The 19743-nt window shown below is 70.2% G+C and carries 18 protein-coding genes and 1 tRNA gene; 10 read left to right on the top strand and 9 right to left on the bottom strand.

Features of this window, described 5'->3' with window-relative positions; all coding sequences use genetic code 11:
• Positions 1-143 precede the first annotated feature (143 nt).
• The gene (locus E1294_RS55550; RefSeq protein ID WP_246082856.1) at positions 144-2570 is read right to left on the bottom strand and encodes a hypothetical protein; all 2427 of its coding nucleotides are present in this window, start codon (positions 2568-2570) and stop codon (positions 144-146) included.
• 472 nt (positions 2571-3042) lie between these two features.
• Here E1294_RS55550 and E1294_RS06730 point away from each other — a divergent pair, with 472 nt between their 5' ends.
• The 4 genes from E1294_RS06730 (at position 3043) to serS (ending at position 7096) form a co-directional block, all read left to right on the top strand.
• On the top strand, positions 3043-4242 hold the full coding sequence (locus tag E1294_RS06730) for a glycosyltransferase 87 family protein (protein WP_165977130.1): 1200 nt from the start codon (positions 3043-3045) through the stop codon (positions 4240-4242).
• A 22-nt stretch (positions 4243-4264) separates the two neighbouring features.
• Positions 4265-4684, top strand: a complete 420-nt coding sequence (locus tag E1294_RS06725) for a DUF4446 family protein (RefSeq protein ID WP_132505824.1) — start codon at positions 4265-4267, stop codon at positions 4682-4684.
• Positions 4685-4764: 80 nt separating this feature from the next.
• A complete protein-coding gene (pheA, locus tag E1294_RS06720; RefSeq protein ID WP_132505821.1) occupies positions 4765-5685 on the top strand; it encodes a prephenate dehydratase in 921 nt (306 codons plus the stop codon).
• A 148-nt stretch (positions 5686-5833) separates the two neighbouring features.
• Positions 5834-7096 (top strand): serine--tRNA ligase, encoded by a 1263-nt coding sequence (gene serS / locus E1294_RS06715; protein WP_132505818.1) that lies wholly within the window; start codon positions 5834-5836, stop codon positions 7094-7096.
• Positions 7097-7105: 9 nt separating this feature from the next.
• On the opposite strand, the gene E1294_RS06710 is transcribed toward serS, so the two are convergent.
• The 3 genes from E1294_RS06710 to E1294_RS06700 all read right to left on the bottom strand — a co-directional run bounded on the left by E1294_RS06710 (position 7106) and on the right by E1294_RS06700 (position 10050).
• The gene (locus tag E1294_RS06710) at positions 7106-8269 is read right to left on the bottom strand and encodes an FAD-dependent monooxygenase (protein WP_181958462.1); all 1164 of its coding nucleotides are present in this window, start codon (positions 8267-8269) and stop codon (positions 7106-7108) included.
• Between the two features lie 91 nt (positions 8270-8360).
• A complete protein-coding gene (locus E1294_RS06705; protein ID WP_132505812.1) occupies positions 8361-9686 on the bottom strand; it encodes a hypothetical protein in 1326 nt (441 codons plus the stop codon).
• 160 nt (positions 9687-9846) lie between these two features.
• Positions 9847-10050, bottom strand: coding sequence for a cold-shock protein (locus E1294_RS06700; protein WP_043619750.1), 204 nt, complete (start codon positions 10048-10050; stop codon positions 9847-9849).
• Positions 10051-10300: 250 nt separating this feature from the next.
• Here E1294_RS06700 and E1294_RS06695 point away from each other — a divergent pair, with 250 nt between their 5' ends.
• Positions 10301-11071: a Cof-type HAD-IIB family hydrolase gene (locus E1294_RS06695; protein WP_342775017.1), complete on the top strand. Its 771-nt coding sequence runs from the start codon at positions 10301-10303 to the stop codon at positions 11069-11071.
• Here E1294_RS06695 and E1294_RS06690 read toward each other — a convergent pair.
• Together E1294_RS06690 and E1294_RS06685 are read right to left on the bottom strand one after the other, a co-directional pair.
• A complete protein-coding gene (locus E1294_RS06690) occupies positions 11062-11580 on the bottom strand; it encodes a bacterial proteasome activator family protein (protein ID WP_132505806.1) in 519 nt (172 codons plus the stop codon). The genes E1294_RS06695 and E1294_RS06690 overlap by 10 nt on opposite strands.
• Before the next feature lie 5 nt (positions 11581-11585).
• Positions 11586-12542, bottom strand: coding sequence for an NAD(P)H-quinone oxidoreductase (locus tag E1294_RS06685; protein WP_132505803.1), 957 nt, complete (start codon positions 12540-12542; stop codon positions 11586-11588).
• Between the two features lie 114 nt (positions 12543-12656).
• On the opposite strand from E1294_RS06685, the gene E1294_RS57055 reads away from it, so the two are divergent.
• The 4 genes from E1294_RS57055 to E1294_RS06660 all read left to right on the top strand — a co-directional run bounded on the left by E1294_RS57055 (position 12657) and on the right by E1294_RS06660 (position 17495).
• Positions 12657-14885 carry a nucleotide-binding protein gene (locus E1294_RS57055; protein ID WP_281284380.1) on the top strand — a complete coding sequence of 743 codons (2229 nt, stop codon included), beginning with the start codon at positions 12657-12659 and terminating at the stop codon, positions 14883-14885.
• A 93-nt stretch (positions 14886-14978) separates the two neighbouring features.
• On the top strand, positions 14979-15233 hold the full coding sequence (locus E1294_RS06675) for a hypothetical protein (RefSeq protein WP_132505800.1): 255 nt from the start codon (positions 14979-14981) through the stop codon (positions 15231-15233).
• Positions 15234-15603: 370 nt separating this feature from the next.
• Positions 15604-16356: a siderophore-interacting protein gene (locus E1294_RS06665; protein ID WP_132505797.1), complete on the top strand. Its 753-nt coding sequence runs from the start codon at positions 15604-15606 to the stop codon at positions 16354-16356.
• 35 nt (positions 16357-16391) lie between these two features.
• Complete coding sequence (locus E1294_RS06660) at positions 16392-17495, top strand: FAD-dependent monooxygenase (protein WP_132505794.1); 1104 nt, start codon at positions 16392-16394, stop codon at positions 17493-17495.
• 70 nt (positions 17496-17565) lie between these two features.
• Here E1294_RS06660 and E1294_RS06655 read toward each other — a convergent pair.
• Positions 17566-17655: transfer RNA gene (locus tag E1294_RS06655), tRNA-Ser, on the bottom strand.
• Between the two features lie 36 nt (positions 17656-17691).
• Between E1294_RS06655 and E1294_RS06650 the strand changes: the two genes are divergently transcribed.
• A complete protein-coding gene (locus tag E1294_RS06650) occupies positions 17692-18033 on the top strand; it encodes an STAS domain-containing protein (protein ID WP_165977129.1) in 342 nt (113 codons plus the stop codon).
• Positions 18034-18129: 96 nt separating this feature from the next.
• On the opposite strand, the gene E1294_RS06645 is transcribed toward E1294_RS06650, so the two are convergent.
• Together E1294_RS06645 and E1294_RS06640 are read right to left on the bottom strand one after the other, a co-directional pair.
• Positions 18130-18975: an NUDIX hydrolase gene (locus tag E1294_RS06645; RefSeq protein WP_132505788.1), complete on the bottom strand. Its 846-nt coding sequence runs from the start codon at positions 18973-18975 to the stop codon at positions 18130-18132.
• 10 nt (positions 18976-18985) lie between these two features.
• A complete protein-coding gene (locus E1294_RS06640; protein ID WP_246082855.1) occupies positions 18986-19723 on the bottom strand; it encodes a M15 family metallopeptidase in 738 nt (245 codons plus the stop codon).
• Between the last annotated feature and the right edge of the window lie 20 nt (positions 19724-19743).

Below are 19743 nucleotides of genomic sequence, written 5' to 3'. Positions count from 1 at the left end.
GCTGGCGCTTGGGCTGCTGGCGCTCGTGGGGGCGTCGGCGCTCGACGGGTTCGTGGTCGCGCACCTGCTGGTCCTGTCGCTGGCCTACCTGCCCGCCCGGGTGGAGAGCCAGCCACAGGACCTCGAATGGCTCAGGACGGTGCTCAGGCCTCAGCTCGCCTGGGCGCTGCTGGCCCTGACCGTGGCGCTGCTGGTGTGGGCGTGGCGAGCTGCAGGGCGCGCACGCACGCCGCCAGCGTCAGCGGCACGGCGACCGTCAACGCCATAGCGGGGATGGCGATGCCCGAGTCGTTCATGAGGAAGGCGACGAACGCGCACGTGAGCGTACCGAAAAGGCCCGCCCTGAGCACCGGGGCCAGCGCGTAGACCTGGCCCAGCGCGGAGGCCCCCCAGCGTGACGGCCGGGCGAGCACCAGGAAGAGGAAGGCCAGCGCGACCACGGAGAGGAGGGTCAGCGACCAGTTGCCGATGGTCACGCCGACCATGGCGCTGAGCTTGCGCCCGACCACCGTCCACGCCTGGCCGTCGATGATCTGCTGCACGAAGGTGCCCAGGTGGGTGCGTTGGGCCTCGGGCCGCAGCCAGTCGAACACGGACAACGTCCCCACGAGCAGCGCTCCCCCAAGGCCGACGAGCGCCAGTTTCAGCAGTGACACGCGCTTGCCCGACAGGAGGATGAGGAAGACGGCCAGACCGATCACGAAGGCCGGCACGCCGCCGAAGTCGGCCCCCCACGACGGCCATCCGTCCGCGAAGACCGCCAGGCCTCCATAGACCGAGCACACCGCGACGATCACGACCCTGGACACTCCCTTGCCGAGCAGCCACTGGGCCACCCCGGCGAGGCCCAGCACGGTGCCGGTGGCGTAGACGGCGAAGGCGATGTTGCTGAAGCCGTAGAACCGTCCTCCGGTGACGGGCTCGTAACCGGTCACGGCGTTCACCTGGAGCTTGGAGCCGGTCATGACGTCGAGGAGGAGCGCGAGCGAGGTGACGGCGGCGACCACGGTGAGGGGGCCGAGCACGTGCGAGCGCCACGGCCCCGCGAACGCCGCCGCGGTGATCAGCGCGGCGATGGCGACGATCGTCACGATCACCGACACCATCGGAACCGGCAGCGTCCACCAGGGCACCAGCTGGGCCAGGAAGGTCGACACGGGAACGGCGCCGCTGACGACCGCGACCGCCTGGACGGCGACGAGCAGCCTGGACGCGCTCGCCAGGCCCACGGCTGAGCCGTCCGGCGGCGTGCGGGGCCGGCCGTTTCCCGAGTGGTTGGTGTCGTCCTGGCCGTTCTTGGAGCGGCGGCGGAGCGCCAGGGCCGCGAGGGCGTAGAAGAGGAGTTGCACCGTCACCAGGACGGTGAAGAAGGGGCCGCGTACGTCGCGGAGCACCTGGCTGGCCAGGTCGGCGTCGGCCAGGTCCGTCACCGCGCCGGCCGGGTCGGGTGGAGCGGCGTCGCCGGACCGCCACGGACGGCCGACGACCTCGCGGGGCGCCGGCAGGCCGAGGAGTTGGACGGTGGTGGCGGTGAGGTCGGTGATCGTGACCAGGGAGTCCTGGCGGGTGGAGGTGGCCGTGAGGCGGCCGTGCGGGAACGGCGGGCCGCCCGGAGCCGACGGGCCGGCGGCGATGGCCACGTGGAGGTGGGCGTTGGGCGTCACGTCGGAGATGCCGGCCAGCAGGACGGAGGTGCCGGTGGGCAGCTTGCCGAGCAGGGCGCCGATCTGCCGGTCGGCCTGGGCCACCGCCGTTTTCCTGGCCTCGGCGGGCATCGGGGCGGGGACTCCGTACTCGTCCAGGGGGCGGGCGGCCCAGGCGGTCGCCAGGTCTGCGGCCTCGAAGACGACGAGGTCGTAGGGGGTCAGGTCGGTGACGGAGCCCGGGCCGGCGGCGTAGGCGGCGACGTTTCCCGAGGTGTCGGCCGCGGCGAGCGCGGCTCCAGGGCCGATCGCGGCAACCTTCCCTCCACCGTCCGTCACCACCCGGCCCAGGGTGCCCAGCCGGGCGTCGAAGCCGGTCTCGCCCTGGTGGGCGCTCAGCGCCTCCCATCCTGGAATCGTGGCGCCTTGACCTGACCGCCGGGGCTCGGGGGCCGGGTGACAGCCCTTGTCCGGCGTACCCGCCCGTTGGCCTGCTGAGACGGTCAGCCAGCCCGCTGCGGGGCAGGTGATGGCCCGGTCGGGGGGCGGCACCGTACGGGTGGAGAGCGAGGCGGAGGAGCCCCGGCCGACGAGGTCCCACAGGTGGGGGGTTCGTGACCGGTCGAGGTCGCTCCACTCCAGGCCGGGCACGCCGACCAGGGCCACGCGCCCCCTGACCGCCTGCTCCTGCGCCGTCTCCGCGCGGGCCGCCGCGGGGACGATGGCCGCGGCCAGGGCGATGCCCAGCAGCAACGTCATCACGCGGTGGAGGAGACGGCCTGATCGCACACGCCGCCGGCCGCGCGACTCGTGCCCGCCGTCGTACGGGTCCGGCCTGGCGTCGTGGGGCATGTGCGGAAACTCCAGCGTCTTCGGGAAGGATGTGCGTTCGATCGTAGATGCTGAGCGCAGACGGGCTCTGGTCACGGTAACGTCACTCGCTCCCGCACAGTGACCACTCGCGAGGAGGCGGCGGCCACGTTGGACAGACGCCGGCAGACCCACTCCACCGTGCCTCCTCAGCGGCGAACCCCGGAGCCCGCGTCGGGGACCGAGTGGGGCTGCTCGACGCCGGCGCGCTGGGCTCCGGCCGCGGGCAAGCCGGCGGCAGGCATGGCGTGCCGGCACGGTACGCTGCTCGGTCATGAGGTCCGTGAGTACGTGCCGCCGCAAGGCGGCAGGGCCTGTGCCAAGTGTGCCGCGAGCGACACTCCGCTGACCCTTGGCCACCTCCAGCCCCGATCCCGGAGCGCCTCCGACCGGCCCGGCACCCTCCGGCGAGCCGACGGCCACGCCTGTGCGATCACCAAGGAAGACCACCCGTGCACACCCTGACGCCGGTACACCCGCCGGAGACCCGCCTGCCCCGCGACGCGGAAGAAACGATGGAGAAGGTCCGATGACCGGGGGCGAGGTGCGGGCTGGACGGCGGCAGTGGTGGGCGTGGGCGGTCGTGGTGCTCGTCGTCGCGGCGGCCGTGACCCCGCTGGTGCACACGTGGCTCACCAATCCGGACGATCAACGCCTGGTCGATCTTGATGTCTATCGCACCGGGGGGCAGATGCTCCTCGACGGGCGGCCGGTGTACCGCTACTTCACCCCCGCGCCGCAGTTGTTGCCGTTCACCTACCCGCCCGTCGCGGCGATGCTGGCCGTCGGGCTGGCCGGGATGTCCTGGGGCGTCGCGCAGTGGGTGTGGACGGCCGGGATCTTCGTGGCGCTGGCCGTGACCGTGGGCTTCGCGTTCAGGGAGGCCCTGGGCACGTGGCGGAAGTACGCTCCGTGGGCGTTCGCCCTGTTCATGGTGGCCTGCACGTACCTGATGCCCATCAGAGACCAGGTGCGGTTCGGGCAGGTCGACATCCTGCTGGTCGCCCTGTGCCTGGCGGACTGCGTGGCCAGGAGGCCGTGGTGGCCGCGGGGGTTCCTGATCGGACTGGCCACGGCGGTGAAGCTGACGCCCGGCGTCTTCCTGATCTACCTGCTGGTCACCAGGCAGTGGCGGACGTTCTTCATGGCGGCGTTCGCGGCGGCGGTGCTCACGCTGCTGCCGTTCGCGGTGATCCCGCAGGACGCGGCCGAGTTCTGGTTCTCGGCGCTGCTCGATCCCGAACGCCTCGGTGCGAACGCGGCCACCACCAACCAGTCGATCCGCGGCATGCTGATCCGGCTCTACCTGCCCGACCTGCTGACGTCCGCGATCTGGGCGGCGGTCGTGGCCGCGGTCGGGTGGTACGGGTTCCGCGGCGCGCGGGACGCGTACCAGGCCGGAGACTCCATCACCGCGGTCGCGCTCGTCGGGCTGATGGCCGTGCTGCTCTCGCCGGTCGCCTGGATCCACCACCTGGCCTACGTGGTCGTGGTGCTCGGCGCGATCGTCGGCGACGGCCGCGATCCGGTCAGGCTGCGGGTCGCGGCGGGTGTGTGGCTGTACTACGTGGTGCCCGTCCCGTGGTGGGGCGTCTCGCTGAAGGCGGCCGACATCCCGGGCGTCAGCCTGGTGCTCGGGAAGATCGTCCAGAACGGGTTCGGGCTGGGAGCGCTGGCCCTCGTGTGGTTGCTGGCGTCCTGGGTGCCGAAACGCCGGATGCTCGCTTGACCCAGCCGTTACCCTCGGTGTCGTGCTCATTACCGCATGGGTCTTCGTGGGCGTTCTGGCCGGGGTCAGCGGCGTGCTCATCGGCTGTCTGGCGCTCCGCCGGGCCCAGGCCACGGTGGAGGACTATCAGCGGATGCTCACCCGGCGGACGCACGAGGGCGGGTGCGATCTCAAGGCCATCAGAGACGTGGCCGTCTGCCGGTACGACGCCCTCGCGGAGATGACCGGGCGCTTGTCGTTCTCGGTGGCGATGATCAACGGACTGGGCGACGGGATCGTGCTGACCTCGATCAACGGGCGCAGCGAGACGCGTACGTACGTGCGGTCGGTGGTGGGAGGAAAGGGCGAGCAACAGTTGTCACCCGAAGAGGAGGAGGCCGTCCGCGCGGCCCGCCTGGGGCTGGGGCCGCTGATCACGGCGCGGGCTTCGTGGCACCCGTAGGCGGCGGTTCGGTCACGGCGTTGTCACACGCCCGGCCGAACGGTCACCATGCGCTGCCCACCTGCGGATACTCTGGACTCATGCCCCGACTCGCCTATCTCGGACCCGAAGGCACCTTCACCGAAGAGGCCCTGCGGCTCCTCGACCCGGCCGCCGAGCGCCTGCCCTGCGCCAACGTGAGCGCCGCGCTCAACGCCGCCCGCACGGGCGATGCCGACGGCGCCGTCGTGCCGCTGGAAAACTCCATCGAGGGCGCCATCACCACGACGCTCGACGAGTTCGCCTGGGGCGAGCCGCTGCTGATCACGGCCGAGCTGCTGCTGCCCGTGCAGTTCTCGCTGCTGGCCCGGCCCGACACCGAGATCGCCCACGTCAAGCGGGTCTACACGCATCCAGCGGCCATCACCCAGTGCCGCGCCTTCATCTCCCGCGAGCTGCCCGACGCCGTCGTCGTGGCCGCCCCTTCGACGGCGGCCGCGGCCCAGGAGGTGTCGCTGCCCGGCTCTCCCTACGACGCGGCGATCGCCGCTCGCATCGCCGGCGAGCACTACGGGCTGGTCGAGCTGGCCTCCGACATCGGTGACAGGTCCGACACGGTGACCAGGTTCGTCCGGGTCGGCCGCCCTCAGCCGCTGCCCGCGCCGACCGGTTCCGACCGCACCACGCTGGTGGTCTTCCTCGCCGACGACCACCCGGGCGCGCTGCTGGAGATGCTGACGGAGTTCTCCGTACGCGGGGTCAACCTGACGCGCATCGAGTCGCGGCCTACCGGCGACGGCATCGGCCGCTACTTCTTCCACTTCGACTTCGAGGGGCACATCGCCGACGCCCGTGTCGGCGAGGCGATCGCGGGGCTGCACCGCGTCTGCGGGGAGGTGCGGTTCCTGGGGAGCTATCCGCGGGCCGACGGGGTGACGACGCAGATCAGGCGCGGCACGTCCGACGACGCGTTCGGCGAGGCGGCCGAGTGGCTGGCGCGGGTCCGCGCCGGCCAGGTCTGAGTTCCCCGACGCGCGACGGCTCATGACGCGGGGTGGCGGCGGGGGTCCGAGCCCGGCGACGCCGGTCGACGGTGAGGTGACGCGGGGTGGCGGCGACTCGGCGTAAATGGAGGGGCCGGCCGCCGCCCGGCGCCGGTAGCCTTTCCTTGTGATTGACCTGCGTACCCTTCGTGAGGATCCCGACCGGCTACGGGCGTCGCAGCGTGCCCGCGGTGAGGACGACTCCGTCGTCGACACGCTGCTCGACCTGGACGAACGCCGGCGTTCCGCGCTGACCGCGTTCGAGTCCATGCGCGCCGAGCAGAAGAGCATGGGCAAGTCGGTCTCCAAGGCGCAGGGCGAGGAGAAAGCCGCTCTGCTCCAGCGGGCCAAAGACCTCGCGAGCCAGGTCAAGGCCGCCGAGGCCGAGGCGGAGAAGCTGGGGGCCGAGCTCGACGAGGTGCTCCAGACGGTGCCCAACATCGTCGATGAGAGCGCGCCGGAGGGCGGCGAGGACGACTACGTCGTGCTGGAGACCCACGGCGAGCCGCGCGCGTTCGACTTCACCCCCAAAGACCACCTGGAGCTGGGCGAGGCGCTCGGGGCCATCGACATGGAGCGGGGCGCCAAGGTGTCCGGCTCGCGGTTCTTCTTCCTCAAGGGCGTCGGCGCCCGGCTGCAGCTCGGCCTGCTCAACATGGCCATGCAGCAGGCGATCGAGGCCGGGTTCACGCCGATGATCACTCCGGTGCTGGTCAAGCCGGAGACCATGCAGGGCACCGGCTTCCACGTGGCCCACGACAAGGAGATCTACCGCCTCCCTGAGGACGACCTCTATCTGGTCGGCACCTCCGAGGTGTCGCTGGCCGGCTACCACGCGCAGGAGATCCTCGCGGCCGACGACCTGCCGCTGCGCTACGCGGGCTGGTCGTCGTGCTTCCGCCGCGAGGCGGGCTCCTACGGCAAGGACACCAGGGGCATCATCCGGGTCCACCAGTTCGACAAGGTCGAGATGTTCTCCTACGTGCGCCCCGAGGACGCCCAGGAGGAGCACCGGCGGCTGCTCGCCTGGGAGAAGGAGATGATGGCCAAGATCGAGGTCCCCTACCGCATCATCGACACGGCGGCGGGCGACCTCGGCATGTCGGCGGCCCGCAAGTTCGACTGCGAGGCGTGGATCCCGACCCAGGGCCGCTACCGCGAGCTGACCTCGACCTCCAACTGCACCGAGTTCCAGGCGCGCAGGCTCGCCGTCCGCTATCGCGACAAGGACGGCAAGCCCCAGCACCTGGCCACGCTCAACGGCACGCTCGCCACGACCCGCTGGATCGTCGCGATCCTGGAGAACCACCAGCAGGCCGACGGCTCCGTGGTGGTCCCGCAGGCGCTGCGCCCCTACGTCGGCCTCGACGTGCTGGAGCCGCCCAAATAGCGACCGCCGTCAGCGCCCGAACCCGAAGAGTCCTCCGACCCGCCCGGCGATCCGGTCGAACTGGTAGTAGAGCGCCGGCGGGACGAGCGGCTGCAGCACCGAGTGCCGCTGGCCCAGCAGCGTGATCACCTGCATGGGCGAGCGGTCGATGTAGCGCGGGAGGTTCTCGAACCATCGGGCGCTGTAGCGGGCGGCCCGCTGCGGCGACCGGAGCTTCGACTTCGACTCGCGTTCGTAGGCGATAAGGGCCGTTTCGCGATCTTTCTCCTGGTAGAGCGCTTTGGCCAGGACGGAGGCGTCCGCCAGGGCCAGGGCGGTGCCCGCGCCGATGGAATAGTGCGTGGTGTGCGCGGCGTCCCCCACCAGCACGACGTTGCCGTGGTGCCACGTGCGGTTGGTCAGCGTACGGAAGTGCAGCCAGTGCGCGCTGCCGTCGGCCTGGGCCCGCCCGATCAGCGGGTGCCCGTCGAGGATGTCGGCGAAGAGCTTCTCCAGGATGGCCAGGCTGTCGGCTTCCTTCCCCTGGTCGAGCCCGAGCCCCCGCCAGGTCTCGGGGGTGCACTCGATGACGCAGGTGCTGTGCTCCTGGCTGTACTTGTAGCCGTAACACCAGATCCAGCCGTGCTCGGTCTCCACGAAGGCGAAGACGAACGCGTCGAAGACCTTGGTGGTGCCGAGCCAGACGTAGATGTTCTGGCCGGTGAGAAACTCGGGGCCGAAGTGCTCGGCGTGGCGCTCGCGCAGCACGCTGTTGACGCCGTCGCCCGCCACGACGAGGTCGGCGTCGCCGAACTCGTCCTCGTCGGTGATCTCGCGCTCCCACTCGATGCGTACGCCGAGCGACTCGGCGCGTTCCGCGAGGATGCCCAGCAACCGGCGCCGGCTGATCCCGTAGCCGGCCTCCCCTTGCTCGACCGTCACCGTGGCGCGGTCGCGGATGTCCGCGACCCAGGAGTCCCACCGGACCGAGCTCTCGCTGATGGCCCGCGCGGAGTCGGCGTCGGCCCGGTGGAGATCGTTGAACAGTTCGTCCCAGTAGGTCACGCCCCAGCCGTACGTCGAGCCGGCCGGGTTCCGTTCGTAGATGGTGATGTCGTGGGACGGATCCACACGTTTCATCAGGATCGAGAAGTACAGGTTGGCGGGTCCACCGCCGACGCAGGCGACTTTCACCGGAGCCCCCATTGTGACGCAAAGTAATCAATCTGTATCACAGAGTAGCAGAGAAGTGGAGTCGCCCACGCGACGCGGCCCGCCCGGGGGGTCAAGGGCCGGAACGGCTCGCGTCGTTCCTGATGAGGGCGGCGCCCGCCACCAGCACGAGAGCGGTGAGCACCGCGGCGATCACGACGGCGACCTCGTACGCGTCGGGCGCGCCGCCGGCCCAGCCGTGGAAGGGCAGGTAGACGGCCGCGTAGACGAGCGGCGCGCCCACGACGCCGACCGCGGCCGTCACGGGACGCGCCCGGCCCGCGAACGCCAGCACGAGGCACGCCAGGGTGCCGAGCGTTCCCGCGCCCACGCCGAGCACGACCACGCCGGACGCGTCATGAGCCAGAAGAGCGGCCTCGGCGACCATGGCGAAGAAGCCCAGGCAGGCGAATGTGGCGAACCCGGTGTACACACGGTGGAACTGGCGCATCCCCGCACCGACGCCGCCGAACAGCATGCAGGCGGCCAGGAAGAGCGCCACGCTCCGCTCCAGGCTCACGTCCACGGTCGCGCCCTCCTCCGCGGCCGAGCCGGGCCAGCCCACCCGCCGCCACGTCCCCTCGACGTCGCGGACCAGGATGCCGTCCAGCCCGTTCGCGACGACCACGACGTGCCCGCCGGGCCGGGGCACCGCGGCGAGGCCCATCGAGTGGTGATCGTGGCGGCCGGAGTAGGTCCTGCGCAGCCGCTCGCGGTCGTCGTCGGACGTGGGCCACGACGGCCGCCACGTCTTGCCGCCGTCGTCGGACTGCTGCACGGCCATCAGGATCGGCATCACCCGGTAGCACCGGGTCGCCTGCATGGGCACGCACGCGGCGCTCTGCAGGCCGCTGGGCTCGTCCGCCGCCACCCGGTTGATCTCCGACCAGGTGGCTCCGCCGTCGCGGGAGACCTGGTCCTGGCCGCTCGAGACGTGTACGACGATCCGGTCGCCGTCCACCTCGACGGACTCCGCGGCGGGCATGTGGACGGCCGACGTGGCGGCCACCGCCAGCACGGTCAGCGGCATCGCCGCGATGATCCGCCACTTAGGGGAGCGCGTACGGAGGCTGCGCCCGCGTACCCACCAGGCCAGGGCGAGCGCCGGAAGGGCCAGGAGGTCCGTGGGATCGGCCAGGACGCGCGACGGGCCCGCCACGAGGGTCCAGACTTGGGAGGCGACCTCAGCGCCCGTCTCCGTCGATTTCGCGAGCGTGAACAGCGCCCCGGTGAGCACGGTGGCTGCCAGATCGGCCCGCCGCCAGAAGAGCAGCGCCAGCAGGGCGGGCGCCACCAGGAGCCCTGCCACGTCGCTGACCTTGCCCGTGACGAACCCGGGCCAGGCCTGCTTGAGCAAGTGGTCGTTGACCAGTAGCACGAAGACCCCGGCGACGGTCACGGGGTGACATGACCACGCATACCTCATATAGAGGTCGATGTATCAGAGGGTCCGGCGGTTCAACGGTTGTGTGAGTCGAGTCACAGCCGTGACCAAGCCGACACATGCGAAGACCGGAGCCCGCTGGAGTGCGGACCCCGGTCTCTGTCGCTGCTACAGGTCAGATGGCTCGGACCTGCGAGGCCTGCGGCCCCTTCTGGCCCTGCGTGATCTCGAACTCGACCCGCTGGCCGTCTTCGAGGCTGCGGTAGCCGTTGCCGACGATCTCGGAGAAGTGCACGAACACGTCCGGCGCACCGCCGTCCGGGGCGATGAAGCCGAAGCCCTTCTCAGCGTTGAACCACTTGACGGTTCCCTGAGCCATAAAAGCTCTCCCTCAGGATGTGAATCTATGGGACCCACACCTCGTGGATCCCGGTGTGTCGTACAGCAAGCACCCGGGGTGGCTCAGACAAAGTCATGCTGGTTTTCACTACGGGATCAGCTAATACAACGCCATCACATCTAACACCATTCTGGAGCGTTGGTGTTCCCGTCCCTAGGAAGATTTCTGTCAGGCGGCATCACCAGGCAAACTGGAACCTGTTATGCAGAGCCTTCCCACGCCCCGTCTAGTGGCCACCGACCTCGACGGCACCGCGTTGCGCACCGACGGAACCGTGTCTCCCCGCACGGCCGCGGCCTTCGCCAAAGTCGAGGAATCGGGGGCTGCGCTGGTGTTCGTGACGGGGCGGCCACCTCGCTGGATGGGCGGGGTCGCGGGTGCGGTGCGTCACCACGGGCTCGCCATCTGTGCGAACGGAGCGCTGATCTACGATCTCCATACCGAACGGATAGTGGAATCTCACCTGATCACGGTCGACGTACTCGAGGAAGTCGTGGCTCAGCTAAGAGCGAACGTGTCCGATCTCGCGTTTTCGGTCGAGTATGAAGCCGGTTTTGCGCACGAGTCGGATTTCCTCCTCAGCGCCCTTGACAAGGCCAAGGGGACCGCCCGCGTCGACTCCCTTACCGCGCGTCCGTGCGCCAAGCTGCTGGCCCTGCACCCGGGCATGGGCGCGGACGAACTCCAGGCCACCGTGCACGAGCTGGTGGGGCATCTGGTGACCGCCACCCACTCCAGCCGCAGAGGCCTGATCGAGATGAGCGCCCAAGGCGTCACGAAGGCCAGCGCCCTGGCGGCGCTGGCCGCACAGAACGAGATCAAACCCGCACAGGCCGTGGCGTTCGGCGACATGCCGAACGACCTGCCCATGCTGAGCTGGGCAGGCACGTCGTACGCCGTCGCGAACGCGCATCCCGCCGTGCTGGCGGCGGTCGATCACGTGACCGCGGCCAACGACGACGACGGCGTCGCGCAGGTGATCGAGAAGCTCTACAGGTAGGGGCCGGAACCACCGGGCGGCCGCGGCTGCGGCTCCTCACCGTGCGGCACGCCGGGCAGCGCCCTGCGCATCTGCTCAAGCTGGGCACGGGCGGCCATCTGCTGCGCGAAGAGCGTGGTCTGGATGCCGTGGAACAACCCTTCGAGCCAGCCGACCAGCTGGGCGTGCGCGATGCGCAACTCTGCCTCGCTCGGCGGGGTGCCGGTCTCGTCGGTGAACGGGAGCGACAGGCGCTCCAGCTCGTCGACCAGCTCCGGCGCCAGGCCGTCCTCGAGCTCCTTGATGGACGACTCGTGGATCTCCTTCAACCGCTTACGGCTGGCCTCGTCGAGGGGGGCCGCGCGGACCTCCTCGAGAAGCTGCCTGATCATGCTGCCGATGCGCATCACCTTCGCGGGCTGCTCGACCAGGTTGGTGACCGACCGATCGTCCTCGCCGCTATCGCCCTGACCTTGGAAGTCGGGGCCCACCACCACGATGTGGGGGGTGTTGTTGTCCTCAGCATTCATAACTCTCACCGTACTAGCAGGATCTTGCCGACGTGCTCCCCGGAATCCAACATTCGGTGAGCCTCGGCGGCGTCCGCCATGGGCACCTCCGCGTGGACCACGGGACGCACCGCACCGGCCCCGACCAGGGGCCAGACGTTGTCGACGACGCTGCGCACGATCGTGCCCTTCTCCTCCACGGGACGCGAGCGCAGCCCCGTCGCGTGCACGGCCGCGCGCTTGGCGAGCAGGGCGCCCAGGTCGAGTTCGGCCTTGCGGCCACCCTGGAGCCCGATGATCACCAGCCGGCCGCCGGTGCGCAGCGCCTTGACGTTGCCCGCGAGGTATTTCGCGCCCATGATGTCGAGGATGACGTCGGCGCGTACTTTGTCCGCGAAGTCCTCCTCGCGATAGTTGATCACCTCGTCGGCGCCGAGCTCCTTGACCCGCTCGGCCTTCTCCGCCGAGCCGACGGTCGCGACCACGTGGGAGCCGAGCGCCTTGGCCAACTGCACCGCGAACGTGCCGATCCCGCTCGCGCCGCCGTGCACGAGCAGCGTCTCGCCCCTGCGCAGCCGCCCGATCATGAACACGTTGGACCAGACGGTGCAGGCCACCTCGGGCAGCCCGGCCGCCTCGCGCGGCGACACCCCGTCGGGCAGCGGCATGACCTGCTGCCAGGGCACGGCTACGCGCTCGGCGTAACCGCCGCCTCCGAGCAGCGCGCACACCGCGTCGCCGGCCTTGAACTGCTCGACGTCGGTGCCCACCTCGGCCACCACGCCCGAGGCCTCCAGCCCCGGGTAGGGCGACGTTTCCGGAGGAGGGTCGTAGAACCCCTGACGTTGCAGGACATCGGCCCGATTGACCGCCGAGGCGGTCACGTCGATGAGCACGTCTCCGCGCCCCACTTCGGGATCGGGCACCTCATGCCACTCCAGCACCTCGGGGCCGCCCGGCTCGGTGATCTCAATGGCTCGCATGCGAACCACGGTAGCCGGGCAAAGAAGTTGTGGGTTGGCGGGCTGCGTAGGAGCGGGTGGCGTTAATCTGCTAGGTATTTGCTGCCCCTTTAGACCCACCCGAGGGGGAACACGGTGGCAAGACACGATCGAGAAGAATCTCTCGAGGAACAGCTGGCCTGGCTCGACGCCATCAAGGAGACGGAGGAGACCCCCGTCTCTGTCAGCGTCTCGACTGCCTCCGCCGACGAGCCGGTCGCCTCGCCGTACCCCCAGGACCCGTGGCTGCTGGTGCCCCAGCAGCACGAGACGCCGACGCCGCCGCTGTTCCGCGCGGCCGTCGACTCCGTGTACGGCACGGCCGCGGCCGAGGACGTACCCGAAGGGGAGAGCGAAGCCGGGGAGTGGCTCGGTGAAGCCGGAGCCGCCAAGACGGAGGAGCCGGCGGCGCCTCCGGCGGACGACCCCTTCCACGCCCCGCTGAAGCCGCTGCCGCGCCCCGACGACACCGAGACCTTCACGCTGTCGTTCGCGCCGCCGGAGACGGCCGAGAAGGACAAGACGGCGGAGCCGGCGGACGATCCGTGGCCCACGCCGCCCGAGTGGCCGCCGCCCGCGGAGTCATCCGCGTCCCGGTCCCCGGAGCCGTCCACCCGGCCGGCCGAGGGATCGGCTGTGGAGGATCCGCTGACGGCCCGGCAGCCGGCTGCCGCGGAGACCTCACGCGTGGAGACCTCACGCGTGGAGACCTCACGCATGGAGACCTCACGCATGGAGAAGAAGGCGGAGGAGAAGCCGGCCGAGGAGGAGCCTTCCTGGGAGAGCACGCCCCCCAGGAACGAGCCTCCGCAGTGGTCCGGATCCGAGGAGACCCTTCCCGGGAACGAGGCCCCGCGGTGGACCGGTTCCGACGAGACCCTGCCGAGGAACGAGCGCCCGCGGTGGGCCGACTCCGGGCCGCAGTGGGCCGGCTCCGAGCAGCGGGCCGAGCCCGAGCAGCAGCCGGAGGACCGTCCCGATGAGCGCTCCCCGTGGGCCGAGCCGGTCCAGGAGGACCGTCCTCGGCACCAGGACCGTCCCATGCGGCTGGAGCACTCCCAGCGCCAGGACCGCCCGCCCCACGACGACCCGCTGAGCGACAGGTCCCCGCACGACGGGCCACAACGCGACACGTCCCCGCACGGCGATCCGCTGCGGGACGGCCCGCCGCACGGCGAGCCCCAGCACGGCGGTTCCCAGCACGGCGGGTCGCGCCAGGAAGGTCCGTGGCACGACGCCCCCCAGCGGGAGCGTCCCGCCGAGCAAGGAGGATCGCCGTGGGCCGGCCAGCCCGAGTGGCGCCCCGCGGACCGGGACATCCCGCCGGCGCCGCGCCGCCCCGCCCCGGCGCCCGTCTTCAGCGCCCCGCCCAGACCCCCGGTCACCGGCCGGCCGACCGCCGAGAGCCTCGACCCGGAGTCCCTGCTCCGCGGACGGCGTAACGCTCCCTCCAAAGGGTGGCGCCGCGTGGTCTACAAGGCGTCGGGAGGCTGGATCAAGCCGGGCGAACCCCCGGAGGTGCGTCGCCGCCGCGAGCTCGTCACCAGGGCCCGCACCCCGGTGACCGCCGGGCACCACCGCGTGGCCGTGCTGAGCCTCAAGGGCGGAGTGGGCAAGACCACGACCACGGTCGGGCTTGGCGCCACCCTCGCCCAGATCCGCGGCGACCGCGTCATCGCCGTGGACGCCAACCCCGACAGGGGCACGCTCTCCGACAAGCTCGTCCTGGAGACCTCGGCGACCGTGCGTGACCTGCTCAACGAGCGCGACCAGGTCAAGCGCTACGTCGACATCAGGGCGTTCACCTCACAGGCGTCCTCGCGGCTGGAAGTGCTCGCCTCCGACCGCGACCCGTCGGTCTCCGAGGCGTTCAGCGGCGGCGACTACCAGGCCGTCTCCCAGGTGCTGGAGAACTTCTACTCCATCTGCATCACCGACTGCGGCACCGGCCTGCTCCACTCCGCCATGGGTGGCGTGCTCGGGCTCGCCGACCAGATCGTGCTGGTCAGCTCCCCGTCCGTGGACGGCGCAAGGGCGGCGTCGGCGACGCTCGACTGGCTGGAGGCGCACCACTACGGCGATCTGGTGAAGAACGCGACCGTGGTGCTGTGCAGCGTCAGGCCGCGCTCGAAGTCGGCGGTCGACATCAAGAAGCTGGAGGCCCATTTCGCCGCCAGGTGCCGTGCGGTGATCCGAGTGCCGTACGACCCGCATCTGGAGGAGGGCGCGGAGATCGACCTCGACCGGCTCCAGGAGACCACCAGGGATGCCTACCTGCAGCTCGCCGCCTGCGTGGGCGACGGCTTCGCGGGCGTCCCCGAGTGAGGGGCCGGGGACTCGCATGGCGAGGGCCGTAAGACGGTGCCGACGGTGCCGGAAGGCCTGGCATGTTGCCCTGCGCGGGCGGACAATCCAAGCATGGCAGGCGCACCGAGAGGGCCAGTATTCGCGATCTTCACCGTCTGCTGGCTCGCGTTTCAAGCGTTCGTCCTGATCGCGATCGTGACGGACGTCGAGGAACAGTCAGGCCCTGTGGCCGGTTTCGTGGCCTTCGCCGTGACCGGAATCATCCTCGTCTTCGCCTACCTGGGCATCGTCTGGGTCGCGGGCGCGGTCACGGAGAAGAGCGAGCACAAGCAGCAGCGGCACACCGAGGGCCCTCATGATCGGTGAGACGGTGCCATCTGATGGCCCAGGCACGCATGGCGCGGCAGGTGCTCAGCATCCGCTGACCGACCGACGCGTCGGCGTCTCTGGCCTGTTCCATGGCGGCGGTCAACTCGCGGAAGAAGTCGTGAATCTCCTCCAGGGTGACCTGGCGCAGCCTCTCTCGCCGGTTGGTGGTGCGCGCGGACATCATCGTCCCCCTCTCACGTTCGGTGCCTCGTGGATTGACACCTTAGACATCGTATGCTCCCTTAATGCCTATAAGGTAGTTTAGTGGCATAAGGGGTTGCTATGGAGTCTCAGTGGTGGATGTCCGGGTCCGCTCGCGTACGGCGCGACCTGTGCGGGCCGCACGGCGAGCGGGAGGACTCCTGACATGCCACGTACGACGCGCAACCCGCTCGCCGGCATCTTCGGCAAGTACGCCGTGGAGTCGACCATCACGCACGTCGAGCAGGTCACGCCCACGATGCGGCGGATCCGGCTAGAGACCGATCAGCCCATCGCCTTCGCCTACACTCCCGGCCAGCACATCAGGATCCAGCTGAAAGACCCGCTGTCGGTGTCGGGCATCCTGCGCCCGGTCGAGACGTTGCGCACCTACACGATCTGGGACCTCTCACCTGAGCGGCGGGCACTGGAGTTGCGCGTCCACCTGTATGACGGCGATGGCATCGGGCTGAGATGGGCGCATGAGGCGCGGGCCGGAGAGGCGGTGACCTTCTGGTGGCCGCAGGGTGACTTCTTCACCCGCGAGGCGGCCTACCACGTGTTCATCGGCGAGGAGACCGCCAGCGCGGCCTTCGGGCCGATGATCCGAGAGCTGGGAACATCGGCCGAGGTGTACGGGGTCTTGGAGAGCGAGGCCCCCGAACACGACCTGCCCATGCCCAAAATCCGCGCACTGCGCCGCGTTCACCGCCATGGTGTGCCGGCCGCCTCCTCGCGGGTTCTGCTCACGGCGCTGTCTGAACTCGACCTGCCGGGCGGCGCCGGGGCCGCCTATGTGGCCGGGGAGGCCAGGACCTGCCAGATGGCACGGGACTTTCTCGTCCGCGAGCGCAACTGGCCGCGCACCTCCATCAAGGTCAAGCCGTTCTGGACACCGGGCAAGCGAGGCCTGCACTAACCCGATCCCTCAACGACCACACGGGAGACTCAGCAGTGAAAGCGATCATCGTGGGTGGCGGCATCGGCGGGCTCACCGCAGCCGTCGCCTTCCATCAGCGTGGCTGGCAGGTGGAAGTCCTCGAACGGGCCCCCGAGTTCACCGAGGTGGGCGCGGGACTGGTGGTACAGCCCAACGGGCTGCGCGCGCTGGACACGCTCGGGCTCGGTGACCCCCTGCGTGCCAAGGGGCTGTCCGATCCGCTCCCGGGCATCCGGCACAAGAGCGGAGGCTGGCTGACCCGCATCGATGTCGACGATCTGAAACGCCGTTTCGGGCAATGGGTGACGGAGCACCGGGCAGACCTGGTCGACCTGCTGCGAGCGGGCGTACCGGAGGACAGCTTGCGACCCGGCACCGAAGTGCGCCAGGTGCGAACCGACGGAACGGTGATCCACAACAACGGCACCTCCACCGGAGACCTTGTGGTGGGCGCCGACGGCGTGCGCAGTGTCACCCGGCGATCCATCTGGCCGCACGCCCCTGCACCACGCTACGTCGGATACACCACCTGGCGCCTCATCGCTCCGCCCCAGCCCATCGAAGGACACAGGGAGACGTGGGGCAGTGGCGAACGGTTCGGGTATCAGCCGCTGCCCGACGGCCGCGTCTACTGCTACATGATCGTCAACGCCCCCGCCGGCTCCCGCGGCGACCTGACCGATCTGCGCGAACGCTTCGCAGACTGGCACGACCCCATCCCCGCGCTGCTGAACTCCGTACCCGAGGACGCCGTCGTGCAGCACGACTCCTACGAACTGCCGAATCTGTCCACCTACGTCGCCGGAAAGATCGCCCTCCTCGGGGACGCCGCGCACGCTATGACCCCCAACCTGGGCCAAGGCGCCTGCCAGGCACTCGAAGACGCGGTCACGCTCGCGACCGTGGTGGACACACTGGGCGTGCCCGCAGGGCTGGAGGCGTATGACCACGCCCGAAGGCCCCGCACTCAAATGATCGTGCGCCGATCCCGCCAATTCGGCACCACCGCGCACTGGACCTCCGCCACATTGACCGCGCTCCGGGACGTCGTCCTCCCCCGCCTGCCCGAGTCGTTCATCGACCGCTCGCTCGCTCCCGCCTACACCTGGACGATCTGACACGCGCAGATGAACGACGAAACCCCCGAACCCGTAGGTTCGAGGGTTTCCGATGTCGTGAGACATCACATGGCGGAGGGTGTGGGATTCGAACCCACGAGGCCATCGCTGACCTGGCCGCTTTCAAGGCGGCTGCACTCGTCCACTATGCGAACCCTCCCGTGCGGAAACCACGATAGCGGCTGTGGTGCCAGGGGTGTACGTTCAGGAGGTGGCGGATCTCGACGTCGAGGTGGAGCGGGGGCGGTGCCGCGTCCTGGTGCGGCTCGACGGCGACCTCGACAAGCTCACGGCGCCGCTGCTCAAGGAGTGGCTGGTCAAGCTCTACACCGAGGGCTGCGTGCAGGTCGTCATCGACGCCTCCAGGCTCGAGTTCTGTGACTCCAGCGGGCTGTGGGTGCTGGTGGAGCACCGGCGCAGGGTGGCCGAGCACGCCGGGTCGTTACAGCTCGTCGGGGTGCACGGCGTGCTGCAGCGGGTGCTCGACGTGACGCGCCTCGCGGCCGCTTTCGACAGCGTCGCGTCCGCCGACTGCTGACGCGCCCCGTCAACCGATCTCTGCGCGCCCCCTGACGCCCGTTCCCGACGCCGACCGACCGGTGACGCGCCTCTCATGCCCGGACCGCCGGCGGTCCTAGGTGCCGAGCTGTGCCAGCAGCCACTTCGGGCCCATGGTCTCGGCCCCCAGCGCGCCGACCCGTTCCTTCAGCCCCCGGTCGGCGGTGACGACGACCACGCGCTCCCACGGCCTGGCCCTGCGCACGACGTCGACGATCGCGTCGTCGCCGCTGCCGGTGGCCGCGACCACCTGGATGCCCGGCACGTCCGGTGCGTTCCTCGCTGCGCCCTCGACGACGGCCACCACCCTGGGGAACCACTGGGCCAGCACCGGATGCGCCAGCCGGCGGCGGGAGACGTCCTGGAGCAGGCGGGTCGCCGCGCCGAGCCGGTCGTGCCACCAGCCGTGCTCGGCCCGCGCGCCGACGATGTTGGCCACGTCGAGGACGATGATCTCGGGCTTGATCGCCGCCTGCACCTCGCCCCAGGTCGCGGCGAAGCCCGGATGGAGATTCCTGCCGGTGACCTCGGGCAGCGGCAGCCAGCGCAGCTCGTCGCTTTCGGCGTTGGCGGGCGCCGCGGCCAGCAGCTCGGCCGATTCGGCGATCACCGTCTCGAACGCCCACCCGCCGTGGTCGTCGAGGTAGACGCCCTGCACGCGCAGCGCGTCGCCGGCGAGCGCGGCCTCCTCGCGGGCCTCGCGCAGCGCGCTGGTGACGGCGTCCTCGTGGCTGTCGCGGGCTCCGCCCGGCAGTCCCCACGTGCCGCCGTGGTGGCTCCACACGGCGCGTTTCTGCATGAGCACGTGCGGGACGCCGCAGTCGTCATGGTGGACGACGAGAAGACCCGACGCGCCGTGGATGCCCCAGTGGCGGTGCCCCAGGGCGCATTCGGTCCAGCCGTCGCCGTCTCTGGCCGTCATGGCGTGATGCTCAGCCTCCGCCCTTGGAGAAATGCTGGTAGTCCTTGGTGCCCGACCAGTAGCCGCCCCACTCCCAGCCGACCCGGGCGAACGCCTTGACGACCTTGTCACCAGGATTTATCACACCTTTACCCTTGATTGGGCGCTCAGTGAACTTTCTCGCGTTCTGGTGTGCAGTGTCGCCACTTGCGGTGACATAGGGGTTCTCGCGGGGATTGATGTCTATCGCTTCCCCATAGGCGTGCTTGGACCAGCTGCTCGATCCGGTGGCCCGGCGGCAGTTGAAAGCCGAGGTGTTGTCGGCGTCGATCGAGTCGTAGTCGTCCGCTTTGTACGCGTCGACCAGCTTCATCTGCCGGATCGGCCAGCGCTGGTCGTACAGCTTCTCGAAGACCGTCACGATGTCGTCGGTGACCGTCTTGCGCACCACCAGCTCACCGGTGTGCGGCTTGTCGTCGAACCCCCAGTACGTCAGCGTGACCAGCCGCAGGTCGCGGTAGGAGACCGGGCAGCCCGCCTTCCAGGAGTACGGCAGGCGGTCGCGGGTGACCCGCGAGACCTTGGCGCTGAACGGCGGCGGGCCCGTCGGCTTCGGCGTGGGCGTGACGGCCACGGGCCTGGGCGTCTCGTGTGCCGGGTCGGACGCGGGAGGGACGGGAACGGAGGTCGTGGGCGACGCGCCCTGCTCCTGAGCCCCACACGAAACGGACGCGAGCACCACGAACGCCATGGCGGCAGTACGTTTCATCTGGCCACCATATGCGACGT

This window comes from Nonomuraea diastatica, assembly GCF_004349015.1.
GTDB lineage: Bacteria > Actinomycetota > Actinomycetes > Streptosporangiales > Streptosporangiaceae > Nonomuraea > Nonomuraea diastatica.
The sequence above is the reverse complement of the archived record's forward strand: the minus strand, read 5'-3'. Positions and strand labels throughout refer to the sequence as shown.